Here is a 21936-nt window from a genome sequence, read left to right as displayed (position 1 = left end):
ATAACTGCTCTTTTATAATAAAGCCACTGAATATTTATACAAACTTACTTTATGAATATAGAGTTTTTAACTAGCAAACAATCATGTATTAGAGTGGCTGTGCAATAGCTTAATGCCCTCTAATTCTTGAAAAACTTGCCTTATTTTGCTCTATATTTTTCATAATTTGGTGTCAATTTATAATTTGTCAATAACCTTTGGAATGCTAACTATTTATGCATATAAAAGGTTGTTTACAATCGTCAATTTGACACTTGATTTTGATTTTATAGGCGTTGAAGCGGAAATTAATTTGAAGGAGCTTGACATGACTTTTTATCCAAATCGTCAATTAACCTATTTAGCAAGTTCAATTTCTGTACTTGCCATAGCAACTGGTTTAGTAGTAGGTCAATCTGCTACTCATAAATCTCTAGCTCAGACCTCTACCAGTGCTCCGCCAACTGGAGTAACTTCCATAAATGGTGCAGGTGCAAGCAGTATAACTACTTTGTTTATAGGTACAGGAACTACCTCTCCTTTTGATCCGAAAGGCTCATGGTTTAACACTTACGGTGTTGGAAATCCTTCAAGCCTCAATCCTCCCGGCCCAGTAAATGCGGCTGTCACATTCAGATATGCTTCGGTTGGTAGTGGTAAGGGCTTAACAGCTTTTTTCACTCAAGCTGTACCAGCTGGTAGTCCTACTATCAATCGCCCTGTCTCTTTTGCAGCTAGTGACGACCCCGTAGTAGGAACAGAAAAAGTTAGTGGCAGTCCCAACAACGCTGGCACGCCCGCAAATGCATACGTCCAAGTACCTGCAATCACCGTTGGCATCGCCTTAGCTTATAACCCTACTGGTCTAAAGGTGCCAGCTGGTGGAATTAAGCTTTCACGAGCTACTTACCTTGGTATTCTTCAAGGCAACATCATAAATTGGAATGATGCCAAAATTAAAGCAGATAACGGCGGTGCAACAATAGCAAATAAGCCAATCGTTCTAGTCTATCGTAGCGACGATAGCGGTACTACTTTTGCTTTAAGCAGCCATCTCAAGGCGGCATTTCCTACATGGAACAGAGGAGCTGGTAAAAAAAGTATTGTTGGCTCTGTACCCTCAACAATACCAGGCGATACAGTTGTTTGGCCAGTCGGTTCCAAAGGCGCTACAGGAGGTGGAGGTGCAGCCACCACAATCGCTACCACTCCTGGTGCAATTGGTTATGTTGATAGTGCTACGCAGTTAGCTAAGAATCTGAAAGCTGCTGTCTTGCAGAACAAGGCAGGTACTTACAATGCCATTTCACCAACTACAATTTCAAATGCTTTTGTCGGTGCGAGTGACCAAGATGCAAATGCTCAACGGATTAAACTCGTAGTTACCGATCCAACAGCTGTAAATGCTTATCCCATTGTTACCGCAACTTACGTGCTATTTTATGATAAATACGCAGACGCTAAAGTAGCAGCTGGTATTAAAGGATTGATCGGTTGGGCTTTCGGAGCAACCGGGGACACTATCGCTAAAAATCGGGGATATGCTCCTCTTCCCGCTGCCATAAAAACCCTGTCTCAAAATGTTGTGAATACTTACGTCAAACCATAATTGGGTGAATACTGTTTTTGGTATTATCCTCCCTTGTATCCTTTAGATTTTTACATGTCTTGACAAAGATATGAAAGTTATACCCCAGGATTATATTTATAATCTTGGGGATTTATTAAGGCGATAATTTTATCTCAATAACTGCTAATAATGCTCTGATTTATCAAATTTAAGGCATTATTAGCATTATATAGTCAAGCGTTTTAGAAGTTTATCTCATTCAACTAGAGATAGTAAATTGAGTAACCTTGAAGTTTATAAGTTGATGGGTATAAATAAATATTCAGATAGTTTGCGATCGCGATCGCTTTTAGGCATTCACCAATGCTGTCAGATGGAGCGATCGCAGAATTTGGCGTCAACTATGTTATGATTTTATTATGTTGAGAAATATTTTCGGTTATGTAACTGACTATATAGACCCTCTCCGAATCTAAATCTCTACACCCTTTGATTCTGAAGGTGTTTGATGTCATAAGTATTTCAAAAATTAAAGTTTTAGTTAGTCGAAATGTATTGCAATGTCTCGCTTGACACTGATACATCAAACTGTCAAAAAAATGTGCTAAGAAGAACGGACAAGTCTAGTGTGTCACACACGCAGACAACATACGGATACTACTGGAACTTATGCCCACGGATATAATTACTCGTCCTGAATCCCTCACAGAAGATTGCTTTTTTACTTACGCCCTTGGGACTGATCTGCACGATACTAATTTAACAGCCAAATATTTACGCCGAATCAGAAAAGAAGATAAACCATATATCGACATAGCTGTTTCTCCCAGACCTGGCTATCGATTTGAGGTTTGTCTTATCCCTGTTGAAGGGTTCGCTCAAGAAAGAATATTGACAAAAGACGGGTTCGCCAAAGCTTTAGCGATTATTTGTGCTGTATCTAATAAAGCTAGGAAACGATTCCCTTCAGGAAATGGACAAGAAATAGTCCGGTGTCAATTTAGTAACTTAGCTGATGCAGTCGCTGTAGCGAATAGACTGTCTGCATTACCCTCTGATATGTATGAAACTCTCGTCAAGGTACCAAATGCTTTGTAATATATATTGCATCCCCTGAAATATTTATTATTAAAACTGACATCTGGACATTTTAATGGTAAGTAGCTAAATGGACTTGAGACAAAACTTCAATGGGTCATATTTTGTCTGTTGAGAAAAGACTTGTCATACAAGACTTTTAACCTTAATGTACAATTTTGACGTTTTTGTACGCTAACCTGTAAATTCAAAGTGAGTTTTTTTTATGCCTATAAGTCCTTTACGTGAAGAACCTCGTAATCAGCGAGCGCCTGTAATTCGTACAAGTAATGAGTTTATTCTCTTGGAATGGCTGAAGTCAACTGGTCGTCTAATAGAACGCGAACATCAAGAATCTGAGTATCTAACTGAAGTAGAAGAAATTTCCGAAATGATAGACCTTGACGATATCCCTTACGATCATGACGATGATGATGGTGAAATGGATTTGGAAGCCTAGCATACTAACTCGATTTTAAAGCCAGGGCAATAGAATTCGCGACTACACAAACTCTCGTCCTTAAAAATTTCGGGTTTTGACTGTGTAGACGCGGTTTCTAACCGCCGATTTCATTTGAGTAAGAGATAAAATAATTGTCCATTGCTGACTGTAACACCAGCGCGATCGCCTGCGATTTTCCCAGTACCTAAAAAATAATCCACTCTACCCGCACCTTTAATTGCACCTCCGGTATCTTGGTCAAGAACATAGCGGCTAATAATGCGCTCTTGCATTTTTCCGGTAGGATTAACGAAGGGAATAGAAGCGCGAATCAATGCTAAAGCACCGGGAGGCATGAGAGATTTATCTGTTGCAATAGAACGCTCTGCTGTTAATGGTACATCGATCGAACCTTGGGCTGGCTCACCGTGATTTTCTTGAAAAAAAACAAAGCTGCGATCGCGCGGTATATAAATATTTAATTCTTGAGGATGCTTTTGAAAATAGTCGAGAATAATTGGCAGAGTTATACCTTCTAGCGGTAATTTGCCATCATTGACTAATTCTCGCCCAATACTTTTGTAGCTATAAGCGGTATTGCCAGCATAGCCGATTGTTGTTTGAGTCCCGTCGGGAAGCTGAAGTCTCGCCGAACCTTCAATTTGAGCTAGATATGGTTCGAGGCGAGAGCGAAACCAAAACAACTCTAATCCTCGCAATTTCCCTTTTGAACTTTGTAAACCATCTGCTCCTTCTAACTCCTCGCGTGTCGGATGAGGCTTAGTCCAGGAGTTGAAATCAGGGGGTAAGCGATAAACAGGATAGCGATATTGTATTGTCGGGACGCGACTGGCTGCGTAAAGTGGCTCATAATAGGCGGTGAATAAAACAGAACCTTGGTTATCTTTACCGACTGACTGGTAAAGAACAAATTCCCGCTCAATGGCTTGATGTAATTCTGTTGCAGAATTGGTTTTTAATAGAAGTTCGCGGAATCTTTGCAAGCTTTTGATGACGCGCGAGCGCGTAATCCCAGCCACCGGATAGTTTTGATAAGCAGCCGCAGCATTAGCTGTTTGCAGATATTGGAGACTGCGAGCGATCGCACCGATCAGTGCCTTTTTCTCTGGTATTTTGCCATAAATTACTTCATCCAAACAAGAGCGATCGTTCTGACAACAAGTAACTGGTAGTCTCTCGATTAATGGTGCTTTTTGCTTTTGTGTAAAGGACACCGGTATATCCCACTTTTTCACGCGACATTCTGGCGGACTGAGTTCCCGATACGCCAAAGATTCCATACGCACTAAGAAAATCGACAGAAGCAGCGGTAGGCTGATGGCGATAAATTTGTTTAGCTTTCCTAACCCAGCAAGTGTCTTTTTCATCAAAATTTAAAATTTTTGAGATTATCCCACTTTACTCAAATTCAAAAATCAAAAACCAAAAATACAGTAGACCTAATATGTTTTTATATACTTTATAAAAAAAGACTAAAAAAACCCATCACTTTTTTCAAGCGTGAGTACATTTGAACTAAATTGTCTCAATTTGGTAGTAAGCCCTGACTCCATCAAACTATCTACACTCAAGAGTTCTAAGCGCCTCCCCCAGCGCACGAGCAAGGGAGAGGCAAAGAAGCACATAAAGTCCTATTTACTGTCCCTTCGTTTATTCTGTAACTAGTTGCTTGCGTTTGCGAAGAGAGGTGATGCCAAAAGCACCTAAGCCTAAGATACCGATGAGAGAAGTCGGTTCGGGAACAGCTTGGGTAACTACGTCAAATTTGAAATTTGGGCCAATCCTACCGTTACCTGCTGTCAGGGTTGAAGGAAAACTAAACCCTTGGGATGAACCATTTCTGGCGCTACCGGTGAGAGTAATTTCTGGAGCCGTATTTACTGATGCAGGAACAGTATAAATATCACTAAATGGACTAGTTATTGCTGCACCAATAACGTATGACATTCCAGCAAGAAGATTGACTGATGTAATATCCTGGTAACGAAAGCTTCCAGTTAGTGGACTGGTGGTTTGGACAGTTGTTGAAGCTAGTAAATTCCCGTCCGATGTCCACAACCCAACTAAGTGGGATTGTGATAGAGGATTCCCAGGAGTTTGATCGTAAAAACCTAATGCAGTAACTGAGAGGTTGTCATTAGCAGTAAATGACCAACCGATTGTTTGATTTGTACCATTAAAAGCTGGAAAGTTAGATCCACCTGCCAAACTCTGTATCGCTTCAGATGCGTATACAGATGGTGCAGAAACTAAAGCTGTTGTCAGGATAAAAGGAGAAGCTATTGATAACTTTTTTAGTACATTTACGATTGTCACAATCTTATTTCTCCGATAAACATTTAACATTCGAGACTCTCTACAGCAATATATTTATTTATACTCACAGCGTCAATACTTTTTCAGCAAATTTACTTAAACTTTAAATAAGGGCTAGTTTATTTAGCGCAATACCTTCGTCAAAAGAAGAAGATATCTGACTTTTCACGGCATATGGAAAAGCTCATTTTAAAGATTTCCTAAGCCCTGATTTTTCTGTTAGCTCTTTTCATTAACTCAAAGCTATTGAGAATTAGTCTGTGGAAAAAGCCACGCTTTTTCGAGGTTTGAGGGCTTACCGTGAAAAGTCAGGTCATCTCCTCTCAGATTTTCGTCTCCTTAAGGGATTTCCAGAAATTAAATTATGCAATTTTGGGAGCGAAGATGATTAATCGTTAGATTCTTCCTCCCCTGCAACGCCAGCTCGCCAGAGCGATGGGATTATTTTTTAAGTTGCTAGCAAAATCATCCCGCAAATATGCAACGCCGTTAATTGTTTTACTAAAATTTTTCCCACCCAATCCCTATTCATTCATATTACGGTAAGTAGCAACAGCAGAAGGCGATATCCGGTTCAAATATCGGAAAATCCAATATTTGAAAATGGTATCTAAAATCACTGGGAATGTGGCAATAAATAAGAAGATAAAATCTCGATTTGCTGGTAATCCCCAATGACGCGATACACCTTCTAGCAGTACTTCCCAGCCATGAGGAGAGTGGAATCCTACAAAGATATCAGTAAACAAAATAATGATAAATGCCTTCGCACTATCGCTAAGTCCATAGACAATATTATCAAAGAAATCTTTGAGCACAGCAATAGAAGACTTACTAACTAACAAAAGCCAGATAAAAGCAACCACCGAAAACATATCTGCAAAAACATTTTTGATAGCACCAGAGCTTTCGTGACGAAATTCTTCAGCAAGCTCTTTCGCCTTATTTTTCATTTCAGTCTCCATCTGCTCAGGTAACAGTGGAGGGGCTTTGATAATGAGATTTTCAAACTTGAGTTTTTCTTCAAACCTTTGTAATTCTAAAAGGGCTTCCTCTTCCATTTCGGAATTGAGAAATATCTGCATTTCTTGAGTGCTTCTAAACCGCTCAATAATTGGGCCAACTACAAAAGCTTTTGCTATTTGATGTGTTAAAAGTGGTACAATAATTAATAGTAAAATAAATCTGAGAGAGATTATTGTTCTTTTTTGAGTTTGACGAAAACTCTGAATTACTTCTTGTTCCGAATTAGGGTCTAATTCAACTTGCAGACGACTGATAGTACTTAAAATAGAGCGAGGTAAAACACCCATTGTATCGGTTTTACTCTTGGCTTTTGGTTTATGATTTAAGTCTTGATTTGGTATTTTGGGTGGTAATGTTGGAGTTTTGACGAGCAAAGATTTTTCGTCAGATGTGACAGAGTTAACTGGGAGATTTGGAGGTTGTACTACTAAAGCTTTGGAAGTTGTTTGCGCGGAATTCGTTGTGTATTTAGATATAACTTGGTCGATATAGTTTAGCTTTTCTAAAACTAAAGAAGGACTTAGATACTCTATACCTGCTTTCTCGGCAGCTTTGTGATTCTCTTCATTTAGAAACCAACGGCTTCCTCTAAACTCCGTCAGCCGCATCCTGGCAATTTTTAATAGCTTGTTGAGGTCTGACTCAAAATAATCCATCACACTGTTACTGTACATGGTTGAGTCAATGTCTATTTTATTACCATTGAAATGCTTATCTTCTATTTCCTGAATTTTTAATGCTGCATTGTAAGCTTCATCTAAAGAACGTTCAGGAGTCTGTAAGTACCATCGATAAGCAGCAAGTAAGAAAGAATAGATTTTTTGACTAAAAACAGAGTTTTTCATTGCAGACAATCATTCAGCATTGTTTGATGACTATTAACCTTAAGTTAACGCACGAGGTATACTAACAAATCTACAAGGAGAAAGTTTGTGGTTTCTCATTCGGTTTGGATTGTTGGCACTAGCCGCAGTGGTAAGACGGCTCGCTTGGTAGAGCAATTTTGTAATTGGGTAGTATCAGAAAAACAATATACTGAATCATTTTATACGAAAAAAACAGGACGTAAAAAAACTGGTCATATACCCGAATTTTTATATCTTAAACAAACAGAGCCGGGAGTTTTAGTTTTAGCTGCCAATGATGATAATCGTCGAGAACTAGGAGATATAATTGTTACCTCCACTTTGGGTAAATATCCGGTTCGTGCCAAGACGCCACTAGGTTTTTTTCAGGATGAAGTCATTTTATTTTGGCCGTTGCTGATTAACTCGTTGAACCTGAAAGCACAGTTTCCGGTAAGATTGCGACCAGAAACCGAACAAGAGTTAGCAACCAAACTTTGGCGTCCGCAATTAGACGAAGAAATTTTACGTCTGGCGGGAGTGAATGAATCTCGCTTGGTGCGTCGCATCTTGGACTTATTACAATTAGCAGCTTACAGTGGTATACCTTGTGAAGATATTGCCCAGATTTTAGCCAAAGGTCTAGGGGAAAATACCACAACTTTAGAGCCGGAATTTTTAGCATCTTTGCTGCTAGATTGGCGTAATTGGTGTTTAGAGAGGGGTTTACTAACTTATGGGATTATTACCGAACTTTATAGTCAGCACTTATTAAGCGATCGCAACTACCAACAGCACCTAACTAAACGCTATCAGGCAGTACTGGCAGATGATGTAGATGATTATCCTAGCGTAGCGCGTCTTTTGTTTGAGTTGCTATTAGATCGAGGTGCAGTTGGCGCATTTAGTTACAATCCTGACGGTGCAGTGCGATTGGGATTGGGAGCAGATCCCAACTATTTAGAAGGGTTAGCAGAGCGTTGTCGGGTAGAAATCTTGAACGGGCCGCCTCCAGAGTCCCTGAGCGAGCAACTGACTAAACAGATGGTGGAATTAGTCACAGAACCGATGGTAATGTTAAGTTTACCAAAAACAGTGTATTCAATTCAAACCACCTCCCGCGCCCAATTATTGCGGCAAACAGCAGAGGAAATTGCTGATGCCATTCAATCGCAGCAAGTGCAACCAGAAGAAGTGGCAATTATTGCACCAGGTTTAGATGCGATCGCTCGTTATACTCTAGTAGAAATCCTCGTTAAACAAAATATCCCAGTAGAATCGCTCAATGACCAACGTCCCCTAATTAGTTCGCCCGTCATTCGCGCCTTACTCACCATGCTGGCACTAGTTTATCCCGGCTTGGGACGACTCGTAGATCGGGATGCTGTGGCAGAAATGCTGGTTGTATTGAGTAGGAAACAACAACCACCAGAAAACTCTAGAGACGCGATGAATCGGGTATCTACAACAGACGCGATGAATCGCGTCTCTACAAATATTGATCCGGTACGCGCTGGTTTGATTGCAGATTACTGCTTTGTACCCCATCCCGATCGCCCCAACTTGCTACCAGTGTCAGCCTTCGAGCGCTGGGACAGAATCGGCTATGCAGCGACTACAGCTTATAATCAGATATTAGAGTGGCTAGAACAGCAGCGATCGCAACAAGAATTGCGGTTAATTCCTAGTCCTATTTCTCTGTTAGACAGAGCAATTCAGCGCTTTTTATGGAATGGTAGTAATCTCCCCTACGAACAACTAGCAGCACTCCGGGAATTATTAGAAACCGCCCAACACTACTGGGAAATTGACACCAGATTACGACAAATTGCCCCAGTGGAGACAACGCCTCACACAACTATTATTGAATTCATTCAACTACTGCGACGTGGTACGATTACCGCCAACGCTTATCCTGTGCGCCCCATTGGTGGAGCGAGAAAGGCTGTCACCTTAGCAACGATATTTCAATATCGATCTAGTAGGCGATCGCATCAGTGGCATTTTTGGCTGGATGCTGGTTCACCTCTATGGGCGAAAGGTGGTGCAGCAACTTTGTTCGGTGCGCCGTTTTTCCTGCGAGACAGGTTAGGCGAACCTTGGACAGCAGAAGATGAAAAATTGGCAGAAGAACAACGACTGCAAAGAATTTTGACAGATTTACTCTCTCGTGTATCCGAGAGAGTTTATTTGTGTCACAGCGATTTAGCCGTGAATGGACAAGAGCAATTAGGGCCGCTGTTACCCTTAGTGAATGCCTGTGTGACGGTTATTTCGGAGGCTAATGTTAATTGAGTGTTTTTATAGTAGCGGTTCTCGACAAGCGTGAAGTACAATTTTGACCTCACTTCCATTCCTCTCTCCTTTTAGCAGAGAGGCTTTGAATCTTTTACTAAATCAACCTAGCACTTGCTGAAATATCCGAGTAAATTAAAAATGATATTGCTGAAATAGTAAAAGTGGGTTGTTAAGTTAATGTCACTCGATTCGCTTAAGCAAGAAGCAAAAAATCATAACACTTCACCACAAAGATTACGAGAGCTAGCTGCAATTAATGATGAACTAACGAGATTAGTTGCTGCAAATCCTCTCGCGGAGAGTAGTTTATTAGGAGAACTTGCCATACAAGCCAGAACTAACAAAGATGTGGAAATGCAAAGAGCGATCGCAAGCAATCCCAATACACCAACACAATGGTTAATCAGACTAGCATATCTGTTTCCTGAAGAATTCTTTAGCAATCCGGCTTATGATTTGTCAATTCTGCAAAATGACAACTTTGCTGACCGTTTTGGGAAGAAATTACTCTTGAAGCTTATTTGTGCATCTAATGCACCAACCTCTTTTCTAGAATTTGCTGCTGGCATTTGTGAGACTAATCTTAAAATTGTTATAGCTAGTCATCAGAATACTTCTAGGAAAAAACTATTTGAGTTATCAACATCTGGGAAGGATATTATTGCAGAAGTTGCTCAGTTACGTCTTGATTGTCCCAATGATGACATTACTTTCTGGGATAAGGTGGCTTTAAATAAGAAACAAAATCTCATTCTTTTTATTCCTCATAGGCTGATGTTTAAATTGGTGCAATTGCCAGAAATATCCACAAATTTTCTAAAAGCGGCATCCCAGCTTGAAACATTGCCAGAAATTCTCAATATTATTGCTAATCATCCGAAAACACCCAAAGAATTACTCGATAAGCTTGCAAAAAATAGCCTTCATTTTATTGCTGAAGCCGCAAAGCTACATATTAATTATGCTGGAGAATTGGAAACTGGATGGCGCGATCTAGCGAAAAGTAAAATGAATAGATCGCAACTGCCTACTTTAAATAAAAATGATAATAGAATTGAACTGAGATTGCAGTACGCAGGAGCCATTTATGTAGCTAGTCATCACAATATTACTCAAAACTCTTTAGATAAGTTAATTGACGATCGCAGTCCAGAAGCTAGAGCAGCTGCTTTGGCTAATCCCAAACTTGATTCGATGCTTAGAGAACAATTAGCAAGCTTGGAAAATCCAAATTTATCTTTACTAGATTTACGAGAACTAGCAAATAGTGAGCATACTGCTGTCAGAGCGAAAGTTGTTCGACATCCTAACGTTGATGGTTCAATTCTGGCAAAACTAGCTGACGATAAGTTAATTGTCAAATTAGCTGTAGCTAAACATCCGAAAACTCCAGCCGAGATTCTAACTAGATTTACTGAGCATCAAGATCGAAGATTACCTCTAGCAGTTGCTCAAAACCCTGGTGCGCCGAAAGATTTACTAATTCAGTTAGCTACTCAACCCGCAGTACGTGGGGGATTTTACTTTAATCCACTCAATTTAGCTGCTGTTAAAAGTTTACTGACTCAAGAACCAGAAGCGGCGATTCCTTTCTTGGATCGATGTCTAAAATTTCCCGATCGCCCATCATTTTCTCGCTTTTTGGTTCTGATGAATCCTCATATACCGAGTTCATTTCTGGCAAGATACTATAAATCTTGGTTTTGGCCAGAAAGATATGCGATCGCTCAAAATCCAAATACTGACCGCGATATTTGCCAACAACTAACCCAAGACCCCAATCGTATTGTTCGTGCTGCCGCACGGGATAATTTAAAGTAGTAAGCTAATCAGCATTAAAGTTGCATAATCAGGGCGGGCAAGATGCCATTAGTGTCAAGTTAAGATGAAATCACTGGGGTAAACTAGTATAGCTAGGGACACTTCGGCAAGCTCAGTGCATCGCTGGGGACTGGATGAAAAGTCTTTTTGTGTTTAGGTTTTATCCTCCTCAAATTAAAATTGAACAAAAATAATAAACGGCTGCCCGAATTCAATAAACGACTGCCCGAATTCAATAAACGACTGCCCGAATTCAATAAACGGCTGCCCGAATTCGATAAACGACTGCCCGAATTCGATGAACGACTGCCCGAATTCAATAAACGGCTGCCCGAATTCGATGAACGACTGCCCGAATTCGATGAACATACCTTTGATATTTGGGCTTCTGCCTTAACTTGACACCAATGGCAAGATGCCCACCCCACAAGACATTGAGAAAATTTTAATATGCAAATTAAATGTGTTTTAGCTTATTCTCTTTTAGATGTTGGATTATAGCAGAAGTAACTTAACCTATTACGAATGAGCGTTTACTTAAAATAGGTTTATTAAACGCCGCGATCGCAGAAACAATGCTAAAGATGATTTCAGAGATTAGCTTCAATAGATAAGGCAAAATTCAGGTTGCTAAACCGTTACTATCGTCAAAATAGCCTGTATTAATACTTCTAGCTCAATTGGTTTAGAAATATGGTGTTGAAATCCGGCGGCTAGTGCTTGTTGTCGATCGATTTCTCCCGCATAAGCAGTCAGAGCGATCGCTGGAATTTCTCCGCCCCGATCGGGTGACTGGTTTCTAATTTGACGAATTAGGGTGTAGCCATCCATATCGGGCATACCAATATCACTAATTAACAAATCAAATTTTGTTTGCATTAAGCTGTTCAGAGCATCATGTGCTGAGTCTGCTTCAGTCACTTGTGCCCCGTACTGTTCTAGCACGAAGGCAATGAACTCCCGCGAATCTCTGTCATCGTCTACAAGCAGCGTTTGCAATCCATTGAGATTTAAATCTGAGCGATCGCGATCGGCTGTATTAACTTGATTCAATTTTGAAGCAGCGATGAGTGGAAGTTTGACTGTAAATACTGCTCCTTCCCCTTCTCCAGGACTCGCTGCTTGAACGGTTCCGCCGTGCAATTCAACCAAATGACGCACGATCGCTAACCCTAACCCCAACCCGCCAAATTTTCGCGTCGTTGTCCCATCGGCTTGGCGGAAGTAGTCAAAGACGTAGGGCAGAAAGTCACCCGAGATCCCCCTACCAGTGTCGCTGACAGTGATTTGAGTGTATTCCGCAGCATAAGTATCTCCTTCATCCTCGATCGTTTCTAATCGCACCTCTACTCGACCACCCGGTGAGGTAAATTTAATTGCGTTAGAAAGTAGATTCCAAACAACTTGTTGCAAACGACCAGAATCACCCAACACTTGTCCAACGTTCGGTTCAAATATTGTTTGAATCTGAATAGATTTAGCTTCAGCAGCCAGCCGCACGGTTTCAAGGGCAGCTTTGATAGTAAAAGTTAGACTAACTGGAACTGTGTTTAAAGCCAACTTACCTTGGAGAATGCGCGACACATCGAGCAAATCTTCGATTAGTTGTGCTTGCAGTTTCGCGTTGCGCTCGATGGTTTCGAGGGCGTACTGAGTTTTAGCTGCATCCTGGTGACTCTTTTGCAGAATTCTTGCCCAACCCAGAATCGGATTTAGGGGCGATCGCAATTCATGAGACAGCACTGCCAAAAACTCATCTTTGATGCGGTTGGCTTGCTGCGCTTGTTCAGTCTGTTGCTGCAAAGAAATCATCAGTTGATTGAGGCGATCGTTTTGCTCTTGCAGCAATGCTTCTGCTCGTTTACGTTCGGTGATATCAGACAAGATGAAAACCGCACCTGTGAGAGTCCCATCCCCATCAAGTACCGGATCGATGGTTTTGGCAAACCAGCGTTCTTGGGACTGAAATTCGAGAATTTGCCGTTGGTGAGTTTGTTTCGCACGGCGAAAACAAGTACCATCGCCGATTCCCAATTTTGCACCCATCAGCTCGTGGTGGGCATAACCTAAGATTTCGTGGGAGGGCTTGCAAAAAAGCTGCATCATCGCTCGATTACAGCGCATAACGATCCCTTCTCGGTCAACCAGAGAAACGCCGTCGTTCATGGAGTCAAAGGTGGTTTGCCACTCCCGCGCTGAGGACAAAGCAGCTTCTTCAGCGCGGCGAATTCGCAGCAGCGATCGCAAAGTGGCAAGCAGTTCAATCGGTTCAACGGGTTGCACCAGATAAGCATCGGCACCACTATCTAAGCCTTCCGCTTTATCCTGGCTTTGGACAAAACTTGCAGAAAGTTGTAGCACTGGGATAAAAGTCGTTTCGGGGTTTGCCTTAATTTGGCGACAGACTTCAAAGCCGCTGATATCTGGTAGTTGAACATCTAAAATTACTAAGTCAGGCTGAAAGTTAGCAACGGCTTCTAATCCTGTTGCTCCAGTTGCCGCTTCCAGGACACTAAAGCCCGCATTTTGCAAAATCCGGTTAACAACGTAGCGATTGGTTTCGTTATCGTCAACATGCAGGATTGTAACTCGTGGCTCAGACATGACTTTTCCCTGAAACCTCTAGAACAAGTCCGGCTTTGACGAGCGCATCTTGAAGTTGAGCGTAGACGCGTAGGGGCTTGTCGTCAGACATCGCTGTGGTTTGAGAGCCTATTTCTTTGGAAACAATGGCTATGCTTTGCGCCGCTAATTGGCTCTGTGCTTCTGCATCCAGTTGAGCAGATGAGTGAATAATCACAGGAATCGACTGAGTGACGGAATTGTTCTTAAGTTGCTTGAGTACATCAAACCCGTCGATCTCTGGCATCTCCAAGTCCAGTACGATCGCGTTTGGCTGCTCTTGTTGTGCCAAATTTAATCCTTCTTTTCCATTCGCAGCTTCTAAAATACTCAATGGTGTATTTATTAACAACTGTTTCACCAGATACCGATAGGCGGGGTCATCGTCAATTAACAAGATTTTTTGAGGCTTGTTCTCAGTAATTAGCCTATTAAGTTTATTCAACAGGGGCAATCTGTCTACCGGCTTAATTAGAAAACCGTCTGCTCCTAGCGCCAGTGCTTGCTTTTCGTTATCAATGATGGTAATAACGAGTATAGGTATAGTGCGGGTTGTTTCATCCCCTTTAATTTCTCGCAAGAACGTCCAGCCGTTTTGCCCCTCCAGCAGAATATCTAGCATAATTGCCGCCGGTCGAAGTTTTTGTAAGGCCAGCCTTGCCTGAGCTAAGGTACGGGTGGCAATCAATTGATAGATTGATTCCTGAAGGTGCTTTTCGTAAATAAATAGGGTTTCTGGATGATCCTCAACCACCAGAATGGGCAAGCGAGTTGGATCAACTGATGCGATTGGTTGCAGTACGGTAGTCAATTCGGTGGCATTTGGGTAGACGATGGGAATCAAGGCTGTAAAAGTAGAGCCTTCACCCATCTGACTTTTCACCGAAATGCTGCCGCCGAGTAGCTCCGCTAGCTTGCGCGATAACGGCAATCCTAAACCGGTTCCCTTCACCTGCTTTTGCAAAGGGGACTCAATTTGCATAAAATCTTCAAAAATCCGTTCTCGATCGGCGGGAGCAATGCCGATGCCCGTATCAGATACGGAGAAGGTGACGGTATGACCGATTTGCACAGCGCTGACGCGCACTTCACCCTGCTCGGTAAATTTGAGGGCATTCGAGACAAAGTTTCTCAGAATTTGAGCGACTTTCCCCTCATCGGTATAGAGCGGCAAAATACCTTCAGGTTCCTCGACAATCAGCGCCACGGAGGAGCCTTGAACTAATAAGGGGCGCAGCATCCCCCGCAGCGTGGCAAACAATTCACTAACTTCAAAGGAACTGGGATGCACTTCAATTTTTCCAGCTTCCACCTTTGCCAAATCCAGCAAGTCGTTAACCAATTCTGATAATCCGCTTGCCGCCTTTTGGATGAATGTCACCTGCTTTTCTTGCTCGATGGTTAAATCGCCATCCATCCGTGCCAACAGCATCCGAGAGAGGGACAAAATCGAGTTGAGCGGCGTGCGAAACTCATGGCTCATGTTCGAGAGAAAGCGGGTTTTTAGCTCGTTTACCTGTTGCAGGGAGCTGGCTTTCTCATCCAGTTCTGCATAGAGAGCAACCACACCGCGATTGGTATCTTCCAATTCCTGATTGAGTTGGCTCAATTCTTCCTCGCGCTTCCGTAGCTCTGCCATAGCCCGGAGTAATTCCTGGTTTTGCTGCTGGATTTCTTGATAGGGATTTTCAGGCGATCGCCCAATTACGGTTTCTCGGATTTGCTGCAATTGCGAATCGGTGAAAGTGGGTGTGCGCTTCGACAACCTTTTGCCGATTGTTACCGTTGTTCCTTGCTCCGGCAGCGATTCAATCTCGAAGAAATCCATCAATCTCCGAGTACCCACGATGCCTAGCCCCGCTCCCGTATCAGAGGTGTAGCGTCCGGCCAAAACATCTGCTAAATCAGGAATGCCCCCACCCCGATCCTGAATCCGAATCAGAAACGCTTGCGGCTCTCCCGCCACAGAAAATTCAACCGTACCGCCTTGGGCATATTGAAAGGCGTTGCGGGCAATTTCGGAAACTGCCGTTGCCAATCGCGCCCGATCTTGAGCATCAAAGCCCAACTGCTCGGCGATCTCACGAGTTCGTTGCCGAGCTTGCACAACATCCTGTTCGTACTGGATGGCGATCGCCAAAAGGATTGTCAAGTCGCTTCGCTCCAATTCAAAATTACACTTTCTTTGGGACTTCTATCTTTAATTACGAATTACGAATTACGAATTATTTCCCATTCCTTTCGCAACTAACACCGTCACATCATCCCGCTCTCGGTTAAAGTCTCGATATAGCACACCTGCAATCAGGCTGGGATGTTTTTGCATCAAGCCGGGATAGCGATCGATCTGCCACTTAGCGCTTAATCCGTCAGAATGCATAATTAAAATTCCGTTGGCATACCAGGGATAGCTAAACTCTTGAATTTTGCGGATTTCATGTCCCACCGTGCCATTGTGAGATAGCAGATGGCGATGTTCAGTAAAGGAGAAAATGCTGGCAGCTATGTTGCCAATGCCAGCAAAGCGGACAGACTGTTGTTCAAAGTCGATTTCGGCAATGGCGAGTGCTGCGCCTCGCGTACTTCGCAAGGCGGCGTGGGCAGCTTCGACGATCGCACCCGGAGAACGATGATGATGTTCTTGAAACATTCTCACGGCTGCGTCAGCAGCACTGGCTGCCGCAGGCCCATGCCCTAAACCATCAGCTACTAACAACAGACTACGGCAACAATTGACTTCCGATGCCCAGGTATCTCCTGAAACTTCTTCTCCTCGTTTGGGCAAACAGATCGCTCCAATTTCTAAAATCTTCTCCGGTAGATGGGGTGCTGAGTCTGTCCAGAGGTGAGCCAGGAGCGCTGTTCCTTGTTTGGGAATCGAGTAAATTTCCAATAAACCAGAAAGGCGACGAATTGCACCCATGCCATTGCCTAAGGTTCCGGCTGTGGAAAAGCCATCTTGCAAACACTCATCCACATCGACCATTCCTCGTCCTTTATCTAGCGATAAGATTTCAATGCCAATTCTGGAATCTTCCTTGAGCGATCGCAGCAACACGACTCCGCCGTGGGCGTGCTGTACCAGATTGTTCGCAATTTCTGTCACCACAATCCCAACCTTGCCCCGTTCTGTTTCCTGAAAACCGAGCCGAGTTGCTAAACCCATCGCTGCCCGTCTGGCTTCCCCAGTTTGGCTAGATTCAGTAATTGTGACGGCGACAGATTCTCTCATTTTATTTCCATCGTACAATTATTATCCGTGTTCCTTCTCCCACCGCAGACTGAATCTCAAACTCGTTGGCAAGTCGTTTGGCACCACCCAGCCCCATACCTAAGCCGTTGCCCGTGGTGAACCCATCCTTTAGCGCCAGTTCGATATCGGGAATACCCGGCCCCCGATCTTCAAAGGTCAGGCGGAGTCCTCGTCGTCGTCCTTCCTGAAGCGTTTCTACCTTGACTGTGCCGCCCCCTCCGTAGTCTAGGGTATTGCGGGCTAACTCACTGGCGGCGGTGATAATTTTAGTTTGATCTACTAAGCCAAAGCCAATTTCCACGGCTAGCTGGCGCACAGACTGCCGAACTAAAACTACATCTGTAGAAGATTGAATGTCGATAGTTTCAGTCTTCTGCATCATCATCTGCACGCCATTTCTTGGCAGTGATTTGATTTGTGGTTTCATTGAATGACGATGGCGTCCCGCCCGCTGGAAGCGATCGCAATAATGCCATCCCTTTTTCGACATTTAAGGCAGTGCGAATCCCCGTCAGTGACAGCCCCAATTCCACTAAGGTGATTGCCACAGCAGGCTGCATCCCGACGACAACTGTCTCAGCATCTAGCACCCGTGACATTCTGGCAATATTAGCTAAAACCCTACCAATGAAGGAATCAACAATCTCTAATCCGGAAATATCAATCAGGACACCGCGAGCGTGGGTTTGAGTGATGCGGTTTGTCAGGTCTTCTTGTAGCGTCATGGCGAGGCGATCGTGCATATCTACTTGGATTGTCACAAGTAGAAAATTGCCCATTTTAAGTATAGGAATGCTTTCCATTGCTTTCTTTCAGCTATTTGGATTGAGAGCGGGTAATGGTCGTTCCCAACCGTTTTAGCGCCGTCAGAAAGGCATCGGCTAAGGTTGCTTTTGTGACTACATTTGTCAAATCAATGCCGAGATAAACGATCGTTTGGGCAATTTGAGGGCGAATGCCACTGATCATACAATCAGCTCCCATGAGACGGGCGGCGGTAACAGTCTTGAGCAGATGTTGAGCAGTCAGGGTATCGACAGTGGGAACCCCGGTAATGTCAATGATGGCAACTTCGGAACTGGTTTCGACAATCTTCTGCAATAACGACTCCATCATCATTTGAGTCCGGGCACTATCCAGGGTGCCGATAATCGGCAATGCCAAAATTCCCTCCCAGAGTTTAACCACTGGGGTAGACAGCTCCATCAACTCTTCCTGCTGCCGTAAAATCACCTCTTCTCGCACCTTTTGATAGACTTCAATGGTCAGCAATCCTAGCTGATCTAGTAAGTTTGTGGCTAACCAGATATTTTCACCCAACTCAATCGGGTCTTGCAATTGCTGACGCATTTGGTTGAAGAGGGGTTGCTTGAACGAAAAGACGAATGTAGCCGTTTCTGAGGGTGTGAAACCATTTTGCGATCGCGATCGAGAAATGCTGTTGAGCATCTCCCGCATATCTTGCCACGTCGCTGCCTGAATATTGGTAAAGTTGCCCCGCCCAACGGCAATCCGAAACAAACTAAGGAATTCTCGGCACTCCTCCTTTAGCTGTGCTTCTTTAATCAAGCCTCTCCGAATATTCACAGTGGCTAGTTCTTGAGTCCACTCCGACAGCAAGTCTGCCTCGAAGGTTTCTAATATCTTTGATATCTTACTTTCGCTCATCGTTTCTGTAAGGGCAACCGCTTTCATTAGTTAAAAATCAGTGTATGACGATTCAGCCCAAGGTGAAAACGATGATGACAAAAAGCCTAAAAGCTTGCTAGATATGAACTGCAATAAATTGGGTAGAGATAGAGCGATGCCTGGGTTGGGCTACGCCTGCGCTAAGATTGATTGAGAATCGGCAAAAAAGTTACAAAAAAATGCCTCCCTATAAAAAGTGTATTTAATGCAAATTTCGGGACTGTGGTTGGATGGGAACCGGAGAACGAGAAGGTACTTTATCGCGCCATAGGAGCAAAGGAATACAGAAAAATCCCAAAATAATTACAACTCCAGCCATTATCCAAACCATTAATCTATTTGGTCTATAGTTCCCTGTTTCAATTTGCCAGAAAACTTGGTTGTATCGCCATACAGCTAAGGCAATAGTCAAAATTCCAAAAATTACCAAAGCAACACCCAAATTTTCCGAGCTAGATAATGGACTTACCGGAGGTTCTTGTTGAGTAATAGTAATATTCAACTGGCGCAGAAATATACCAAATCGCGCGATCGCAAAACCAAAGCCAATCAATCCAATAGAAGTGCGTAGCCAAGCCAGAAATGTACGTTCGTTGGCTTGATGCTCCCTTTGGCGGTCAATTTTCGGTATTTTATCCATGAGTAGCTTTTAACACCAAGTTCTTCTTTAAAAGTATTCGTAATATTAATGAAGTTTCGTAAAAGTCTAATCTAAAAGTGTCCTTAGATTTTGGGAAAACTCATTCTGTATCTATAAAAATCTTGATTATGCTTGATGACAACGATTTTGCATTAGCCTCGGCTGTTGACACTTCGGTTGTAGTGCTTGAGGAGCTATCTTTACATCCTCAGCCAGAAGTTCGTGAGGCTGTAGCTATAAATCCGAATACGCCTACTGAAGTGTTGCTGAAATTAGGTAAGGAGTTTCCAGAAGCGATGCCAGAATCTTTACAGCGTTAAAATAGTAAATAAGGTAAAGATATATATCAGAGTCAAAATCAATGGCACTATTCGGATTTGGCAAAAAGTCAGTTATGCCCACACCTGAAGAAGCTTTGTCAGGAAGGGCACAATCTATGTCAGTACCCGCAGCTCATTATGTCAACAAGAATCCCTTAAAACCTCCTTTTCCCGATGGATTAGAGAAGGTAATCTTTGGCTTGGGCTGTTTTTGGGGTGCAGAACGCAAATTCTGGCAACTTAAAGGAGTTTATACGACCGCAGTCGGTTACGCTGCTGGTTTAACACCCAACCCCACCTATGAAGAGGTATGTAGTGGGCGAACCGGTCACAATGAAGTGGTGTTGGTTGTGTTCGATCCCAAAGTGATTAGTTATGCCGAACTGCTCAAAGTCTTTTGGGAAAGCCACAATCCCACCCAAGGGATGCGCCAAGGTAATGATACTGGCACTCAATACCGTTCGGGAATTTACGTATATTCCGAAAACCAAAAGCAGCTAGCAGAAGCATCGCGGGAAGCTTATCAAGAAGCTCTCAACGGTGCAGGTTATGGCAAGATTACTACGGAAATCTTGGATGCGCCGGAATTTTACTACGCCGAAGCTTACCATCAGCAATACCTCGCTAAAAATCCTAACGGATATTGTGGTTTGGGAGGGACAAATGTTTCTTGTCCCGTGGGTGTAGTTGAATCGCAAGTTAGTAGTTAGAAGGAAGCAGGGGAGCAGAGGGGGAATTATTGAATAAGTTTCTCCCTACTCTCCCCCCTCTTCCTTGTCTACCTTGTCTCTTCTCCATGCTCAATGCTTCTACTTAAAATGCAGCTTTGAGCAAAGCGATCGCTCGCACCCATAACATAATACTAATAGGCGCTCCAAGTAGAATACCAGCGATCGCCCAGCCTCTCTGATGGGCTTTGAATTGTTCAATACTGCGCCACTGCCTACTTTTCCAAGCCCATTCATTGCCTTTTGCACCGAGTGCGATCGCCATTAACCACCAACCGTGTGGTACAAAACAGAATAGCCCATACCATACCTGATTCGGCCACATCCACAACCAAGGCATCAAAAACGCGCCCCAATTCCAACCGATAATTTCCTGTGGGACTGTTTCATTCTGATTACTTATGCCGCATCCAGAATTGTTGATTATTTCTTTTAGCGGTAAAAGCTGATTCTTGTTTGCAGATGTGACAGTCAAACCAGATTTGAGAGCATTTAGCGCTTGGGTGGCACTAGTAAATCTTTGTTCGGGAGCGGGTTCTATCAACTTTTGTAGCCAACTGACAAAACTGGGACTGAGGTTAACTCGGTCTGTAAATTGCAGTCGCAAATCCTGCTGGGGTAAATCAGAGGGGGAAGTTCCAGTGAGCAAATGAATCAAAGTCGCGCCCAGTGCATATAAGTCTGAAGCCGCAACCGCTCGACCACCAAATTGCTCCATTGGGGCATAACCATAAGTACCCACAACAGTAAAAGTAACGCCTTCTCTTGCCGCTTTATCTTGAACTGCGCCAAAATCAACTAAATAAATCCGATTATCGTCGCCCCAGATTAAATTACTTGGTTTAATATCTCTATGCAACACCCCAGGATTCAACTCATGTAGATAGGTGAGAATATTTAAAACCTCAACAGCAATTTTTCTCACTCGCTTTTCACTAAACCTTTTGCCAACAGCAAGTTTATCCTTGAGTGATTCACCAGGGATATATTCTTGGATTAAGGCAAACCAGAGTGTGCGATCGTCGATACAAAAATAATCTATATATTGAGGGATGCGGGGATGATTTAGCTGTTTAAGAATTTGTGCTTCTCTCTCAAAAAGTTTCAGGTCATCCCACTGTACAGTACCGCCAAAGGCCAAAAGTTTGACCACAACGATAGAATTTTCGCCATCAGAGGCTTGTAAATCCAATGCTTGCCAAGTTTGACGAATTCCATTGTTGCCGAGTTGGCGCTGGATTTGATAACGATCTTGTAATATCTGTTCTGGTTGCAGCATCTTACACCTG

Annotated in this window: 21 protein-coding genes; 8 read left to right on the top strand and 13 right to left on the bottom strand. The window is 43.1% G+C overall.

The genetic code is table 11. The features are described 5' to 3' along the window. Positions 1-307: 307 nt before the first annotated feature. Entirely contained in the window at positions 308-1588 is a 1281-nt protein-coding gene (locus tag ACM0OX_RS01735) for a substrate-binding domain-containing protein (protein ID WP_414512559.1), read from the top strand. Positions 1589-1812: 224 nt separating this feature from the next. On the opposite strand, the gene ACM0OX_RS01730 is transcribed toward ACM0OX_RS01735, so the two are convergent. Continuing rightward, the gene (locus ACM0OX_RS01730) at positions 1813-1950 is read right to left on the bottom strand and encodes a hypothetical protein (protein ID WP_414512557.1); all 138 of its coding nucleotides are present in this window, start codon (positions 1948-1950) and stop codon (positions 1813-1815) included. Positions 1951-2218: 268 nt separating this feature from the next. Between ACM0OX_RS01730 and ACM0OX_RS01725 the strand changes: the two genes are divergently transcribed. Beyond that, on the top strand, positions 2219-2647 hold the full coding sequence (locus ACM0OX_RS01725; RefSeq protein WP_289797738.1) for a hypothetical protein: 429 nt from the start codon (positions 2219-2221) through the stop codon (positions 2645-2647). A 205-nt stretch (positions 2648-2852) separates the two neighbouring features. Then, entirely contained in the window at positions 2853-3086 is a 234-nt protein-coding gene (locus ACM0OX_RS01720; protein ID WP_292745509.1) for a DUF3134 domain-containing protein, read from the top strand. 110 nt (positions 3087-3196) lie between these two features. Here ACM0OX_RS01720 and ACM0OX_RS01715 read toward each other — a convergent pair whose 3' ends face one another. From ACM0OX_RS01715 to ACM0OX_RS01705, 3 genes are all read right to left on the bottom strand, one after another. Further along, on the bottom strand, positions 3197-4456 hold the full coding sequence (locus tag ACM0OX_RS01715) for a murein transglycosylase A (RefSeq protein WP_414512555.1): 1260 nt from the start codon (positions 4454-4456) through the stop codon (positions 3197-3199). A gap of 283 nt (positions 4457-4739) precedes the next feature. Then, the gene (locus ACM0OX_RS01710; protein ID WP_414512553.1) at positions 4740-5405 is read right to left on the bottom strand and encodes a DUF4082 domain-containing protein; all 666 of its coding nucleotides are present in this window, start codon (positions 5403-5405) and stop codon (positions 4740-4742) included. 524 nt (positions 5406-5929) lie between these two features. After that, positions 5930-7285, bottom strand: a complete 1356-nt coding sequence (locus tag ACM0OX_RS01705; protein ID WP_414512551.1) for a proton extrusion protein PcxA — start codon at positions 7283-7285, stop codon at positions 5930-5932. A 78-nt stretch (positions 7286-7363) separates the two neighbouring features. On the opposite strand from ACM0OX_RS01705, the gene ACM0OX_RS01700 reads away from it, so the two are divergent. Next, a complete protein-coding gene (locus tag ACM0OX_RS01700; RefSeq protein ID WP_414512549.1) occupies positions 7364-9571 on the top strand; it encodes a recombinase family protein in 2208 nt (735 codons plus the stop codon). Positions 9572-9751: 180 nt separating this feature from the next. Beyond that, on the top strand, positions 9752-11395 hold the full coding sequence (locus ACM0OX_RS01695) for a hypothetical protein (RefSeq protein ID WP_414512548.1): 1644 nt from the start codon (positions 9752-9754) through the stop codon (positions 11393-11395). Positions 11396-11569: 174 nt separating this feature from the next. Here ACM0OX_RS01695 and ACM0OX_RS01690 read toward each other — a convergent pair whose 3' ends face one another. The 7 genes from ACM0OX_RS01690 to ACM0OX_RS01660 all read right to left on the bottom strand — a co-directional run bounded on the left by ACM0OX_RS01690 (position 11570) and on the right by ACM0OX_RS01660 (position 18965). Beyond that, the gene (locus ACM0OX_RS01690) at positions 11570-11764 is read right to left on the bottom strand and encodes a hypothetical protein (protein ID WP_414512547.1); all 195 of its coding nucleotides are present in this window, start codon (positions 11762-11764) and stop codon (positions 11570-11572) included. Positions 11765-12025: 261 nt separating this feature from the next. Next, positions 12026-13999, bottom strand: coding sequence for a response regulator (locus ACM0OX_RS01685; RefSeq protein ID WP_414512545.1), 1974 nt, complete (start codon positions 13997-13999; stop codon positions 12026-12028). Then, on the bottom strand, positions 13992-16169 hold the full coding sequence (locus ACM0OX_RS01680) for an ATP-binding protein (RefSeq protein WP_414512543.1): 2178 nt from the start codon (positions 16167-16169) through the stop codon (positions 13992-13994). Before ACM0OX_RS01680 ends, ACM0OX_RS01685 begins: the two co-directional genes overlap by 8 nt. Positions 16170-16235: 66 nt before the next feature. Next, positions 16236-17249: a SpoIIE family protein phosphatase gene (locus tag ACM0OX_RS01675; protein ID WP_414512541.1), complete on the bottom strand. Its 1014-nt coding sequence runs from the start codon at positions 17247-17249 to the stop codon at positions 16236-16238. Between the two features lies 1 nt (position 17250). Then, positions 17251-17697 carry an anti-sigma regulatory factor gene (locus ACM0OX_RS01670; RefSeq protein ID WP_414512539.1) on the bottom strand — a complete coding sequence of 149 codons (447 nt, stop codon included), beginning with the start codon at positions 17695-17697 and terminating at the stop codon, positions 17251-17253. Continuing rightward, the gene (locus ACM0OX_RS01665) at positions 17636-18073 is read right to left on the bottom strand and encodes an STAS domain-containing protein (RefSeq protein ID WP_414512537.1); all 438 of its coding nucleotides are present in this window, start codon (positions 18071-18073) and stop codon (positions 17636-17638) included. Before ACM0OX_RS01665 ends, ACM0OX_RS01670 begins: the two co-directional genes overlap by 62 nt. A gap of 13 nt (positions 18074-18086) precedes the next feature. Continuing rightward, positions 18087-18965: an STAS domain-containing protein gene (locus ACM0OX_RS01660; RefSeq protein ID WP_414512535.1), complete on the bottom strand. Its 879-nt coding sequence runs from the start codon at positions 18963-18965 to the stop codon at positions 18087-18089. A 13-nt stretch (positions 18966-18978) separates the two neighbouring features. Between ACM0OX_RS01660 and ACM0OX_RS01655 the strand changes: the two genes are divergently transcribed. Beyond that, positions 18979-19113, top strand: a complete 135-nt coding sequence (locus ACM0OX_RS01655) for a hypothetical protein (RefSeq protein WP_414512533.1) — start codon at positions 18979-18981, stop codon at positions 19111-19113. Between the two features lie 48 nt (positions 19114-19161). Here ACM0OX_RS01655 and ACM0OX_RS01650 read toward each other — a convergent pair whose 3' ends face one another. Then, entirely contained in the window at positions 19162-19599 is a 438-nt protein-coding gene (locus ACM0OX_RS01650; protein ID WP_414512531.1) for a YidH family protein, read from the bottom strand. A 128-nt stretch (positions 19600-19727) separates the two neighbouring features. On the opposite strand from ACM0OX_RS01650, the gene ACM0OX_RS01645 reads away from it, so the two are divergent. Both ACM0OX_RS01645 and msrA read left to right on the top strand, forming a co-directional pair. Further along, positions 19728-19919 (top strand): hypothetical protein, encoded by a 192-nt coding sequence (locus ACM0OX_RS01645; RefSeq protein WP_414512529.1) that lies wholly within the window; start codon positions 19728-19730, stop codon positions 19917-19919. A 41-nt stretch (positions 19920-19960) separates the two neighbouring features. After that, positions 19961-20629 carry a peptide-methionine (S)-S-oxide reductase MsrA gene (gene msrA, locus ACM0OX_RS01640; protein ID WP_414512527.1) on the top strand — a complete coding sequence of 223 codons (669 nt, stop codon included), beginning with the start codon at positions 19961-19963 and terminating at the stop codon, positions 20627-20629. A 103-nt stretch (positions 20630-20732) separates the two neighbouring features. Here the strand turns inward: msrA and ACM0OX_RS01635 are convergent, their stop codons facing one another. Continuing rightward, entirely contained in the window at positions 20733-21926 is a 1194-nt protein-coding gene (locus ACM0OX_RS01635; RefSeq protein ID WP_414512525.1) for a serine/threonine protein kinase, read from the bottom strand. Positions 21927-21936: the final 10 nt, after the last annotated feature.

Origin of the sequence: Nostoc sp. PCC 9305 (assembly GCF_963920915.1) — a bacterium.
In the GTDB taxonomy this organism is placed as follows: Bacteria; Cyanobacteriota; Cyanobacteriia; order Cyanobacteriales; family Nostocaceae; genus Nostoc.
Note: the sequence above shows the minus strand (reverse complement) of the source record. Positions and strands in the feature narration are given on the sequence as shown.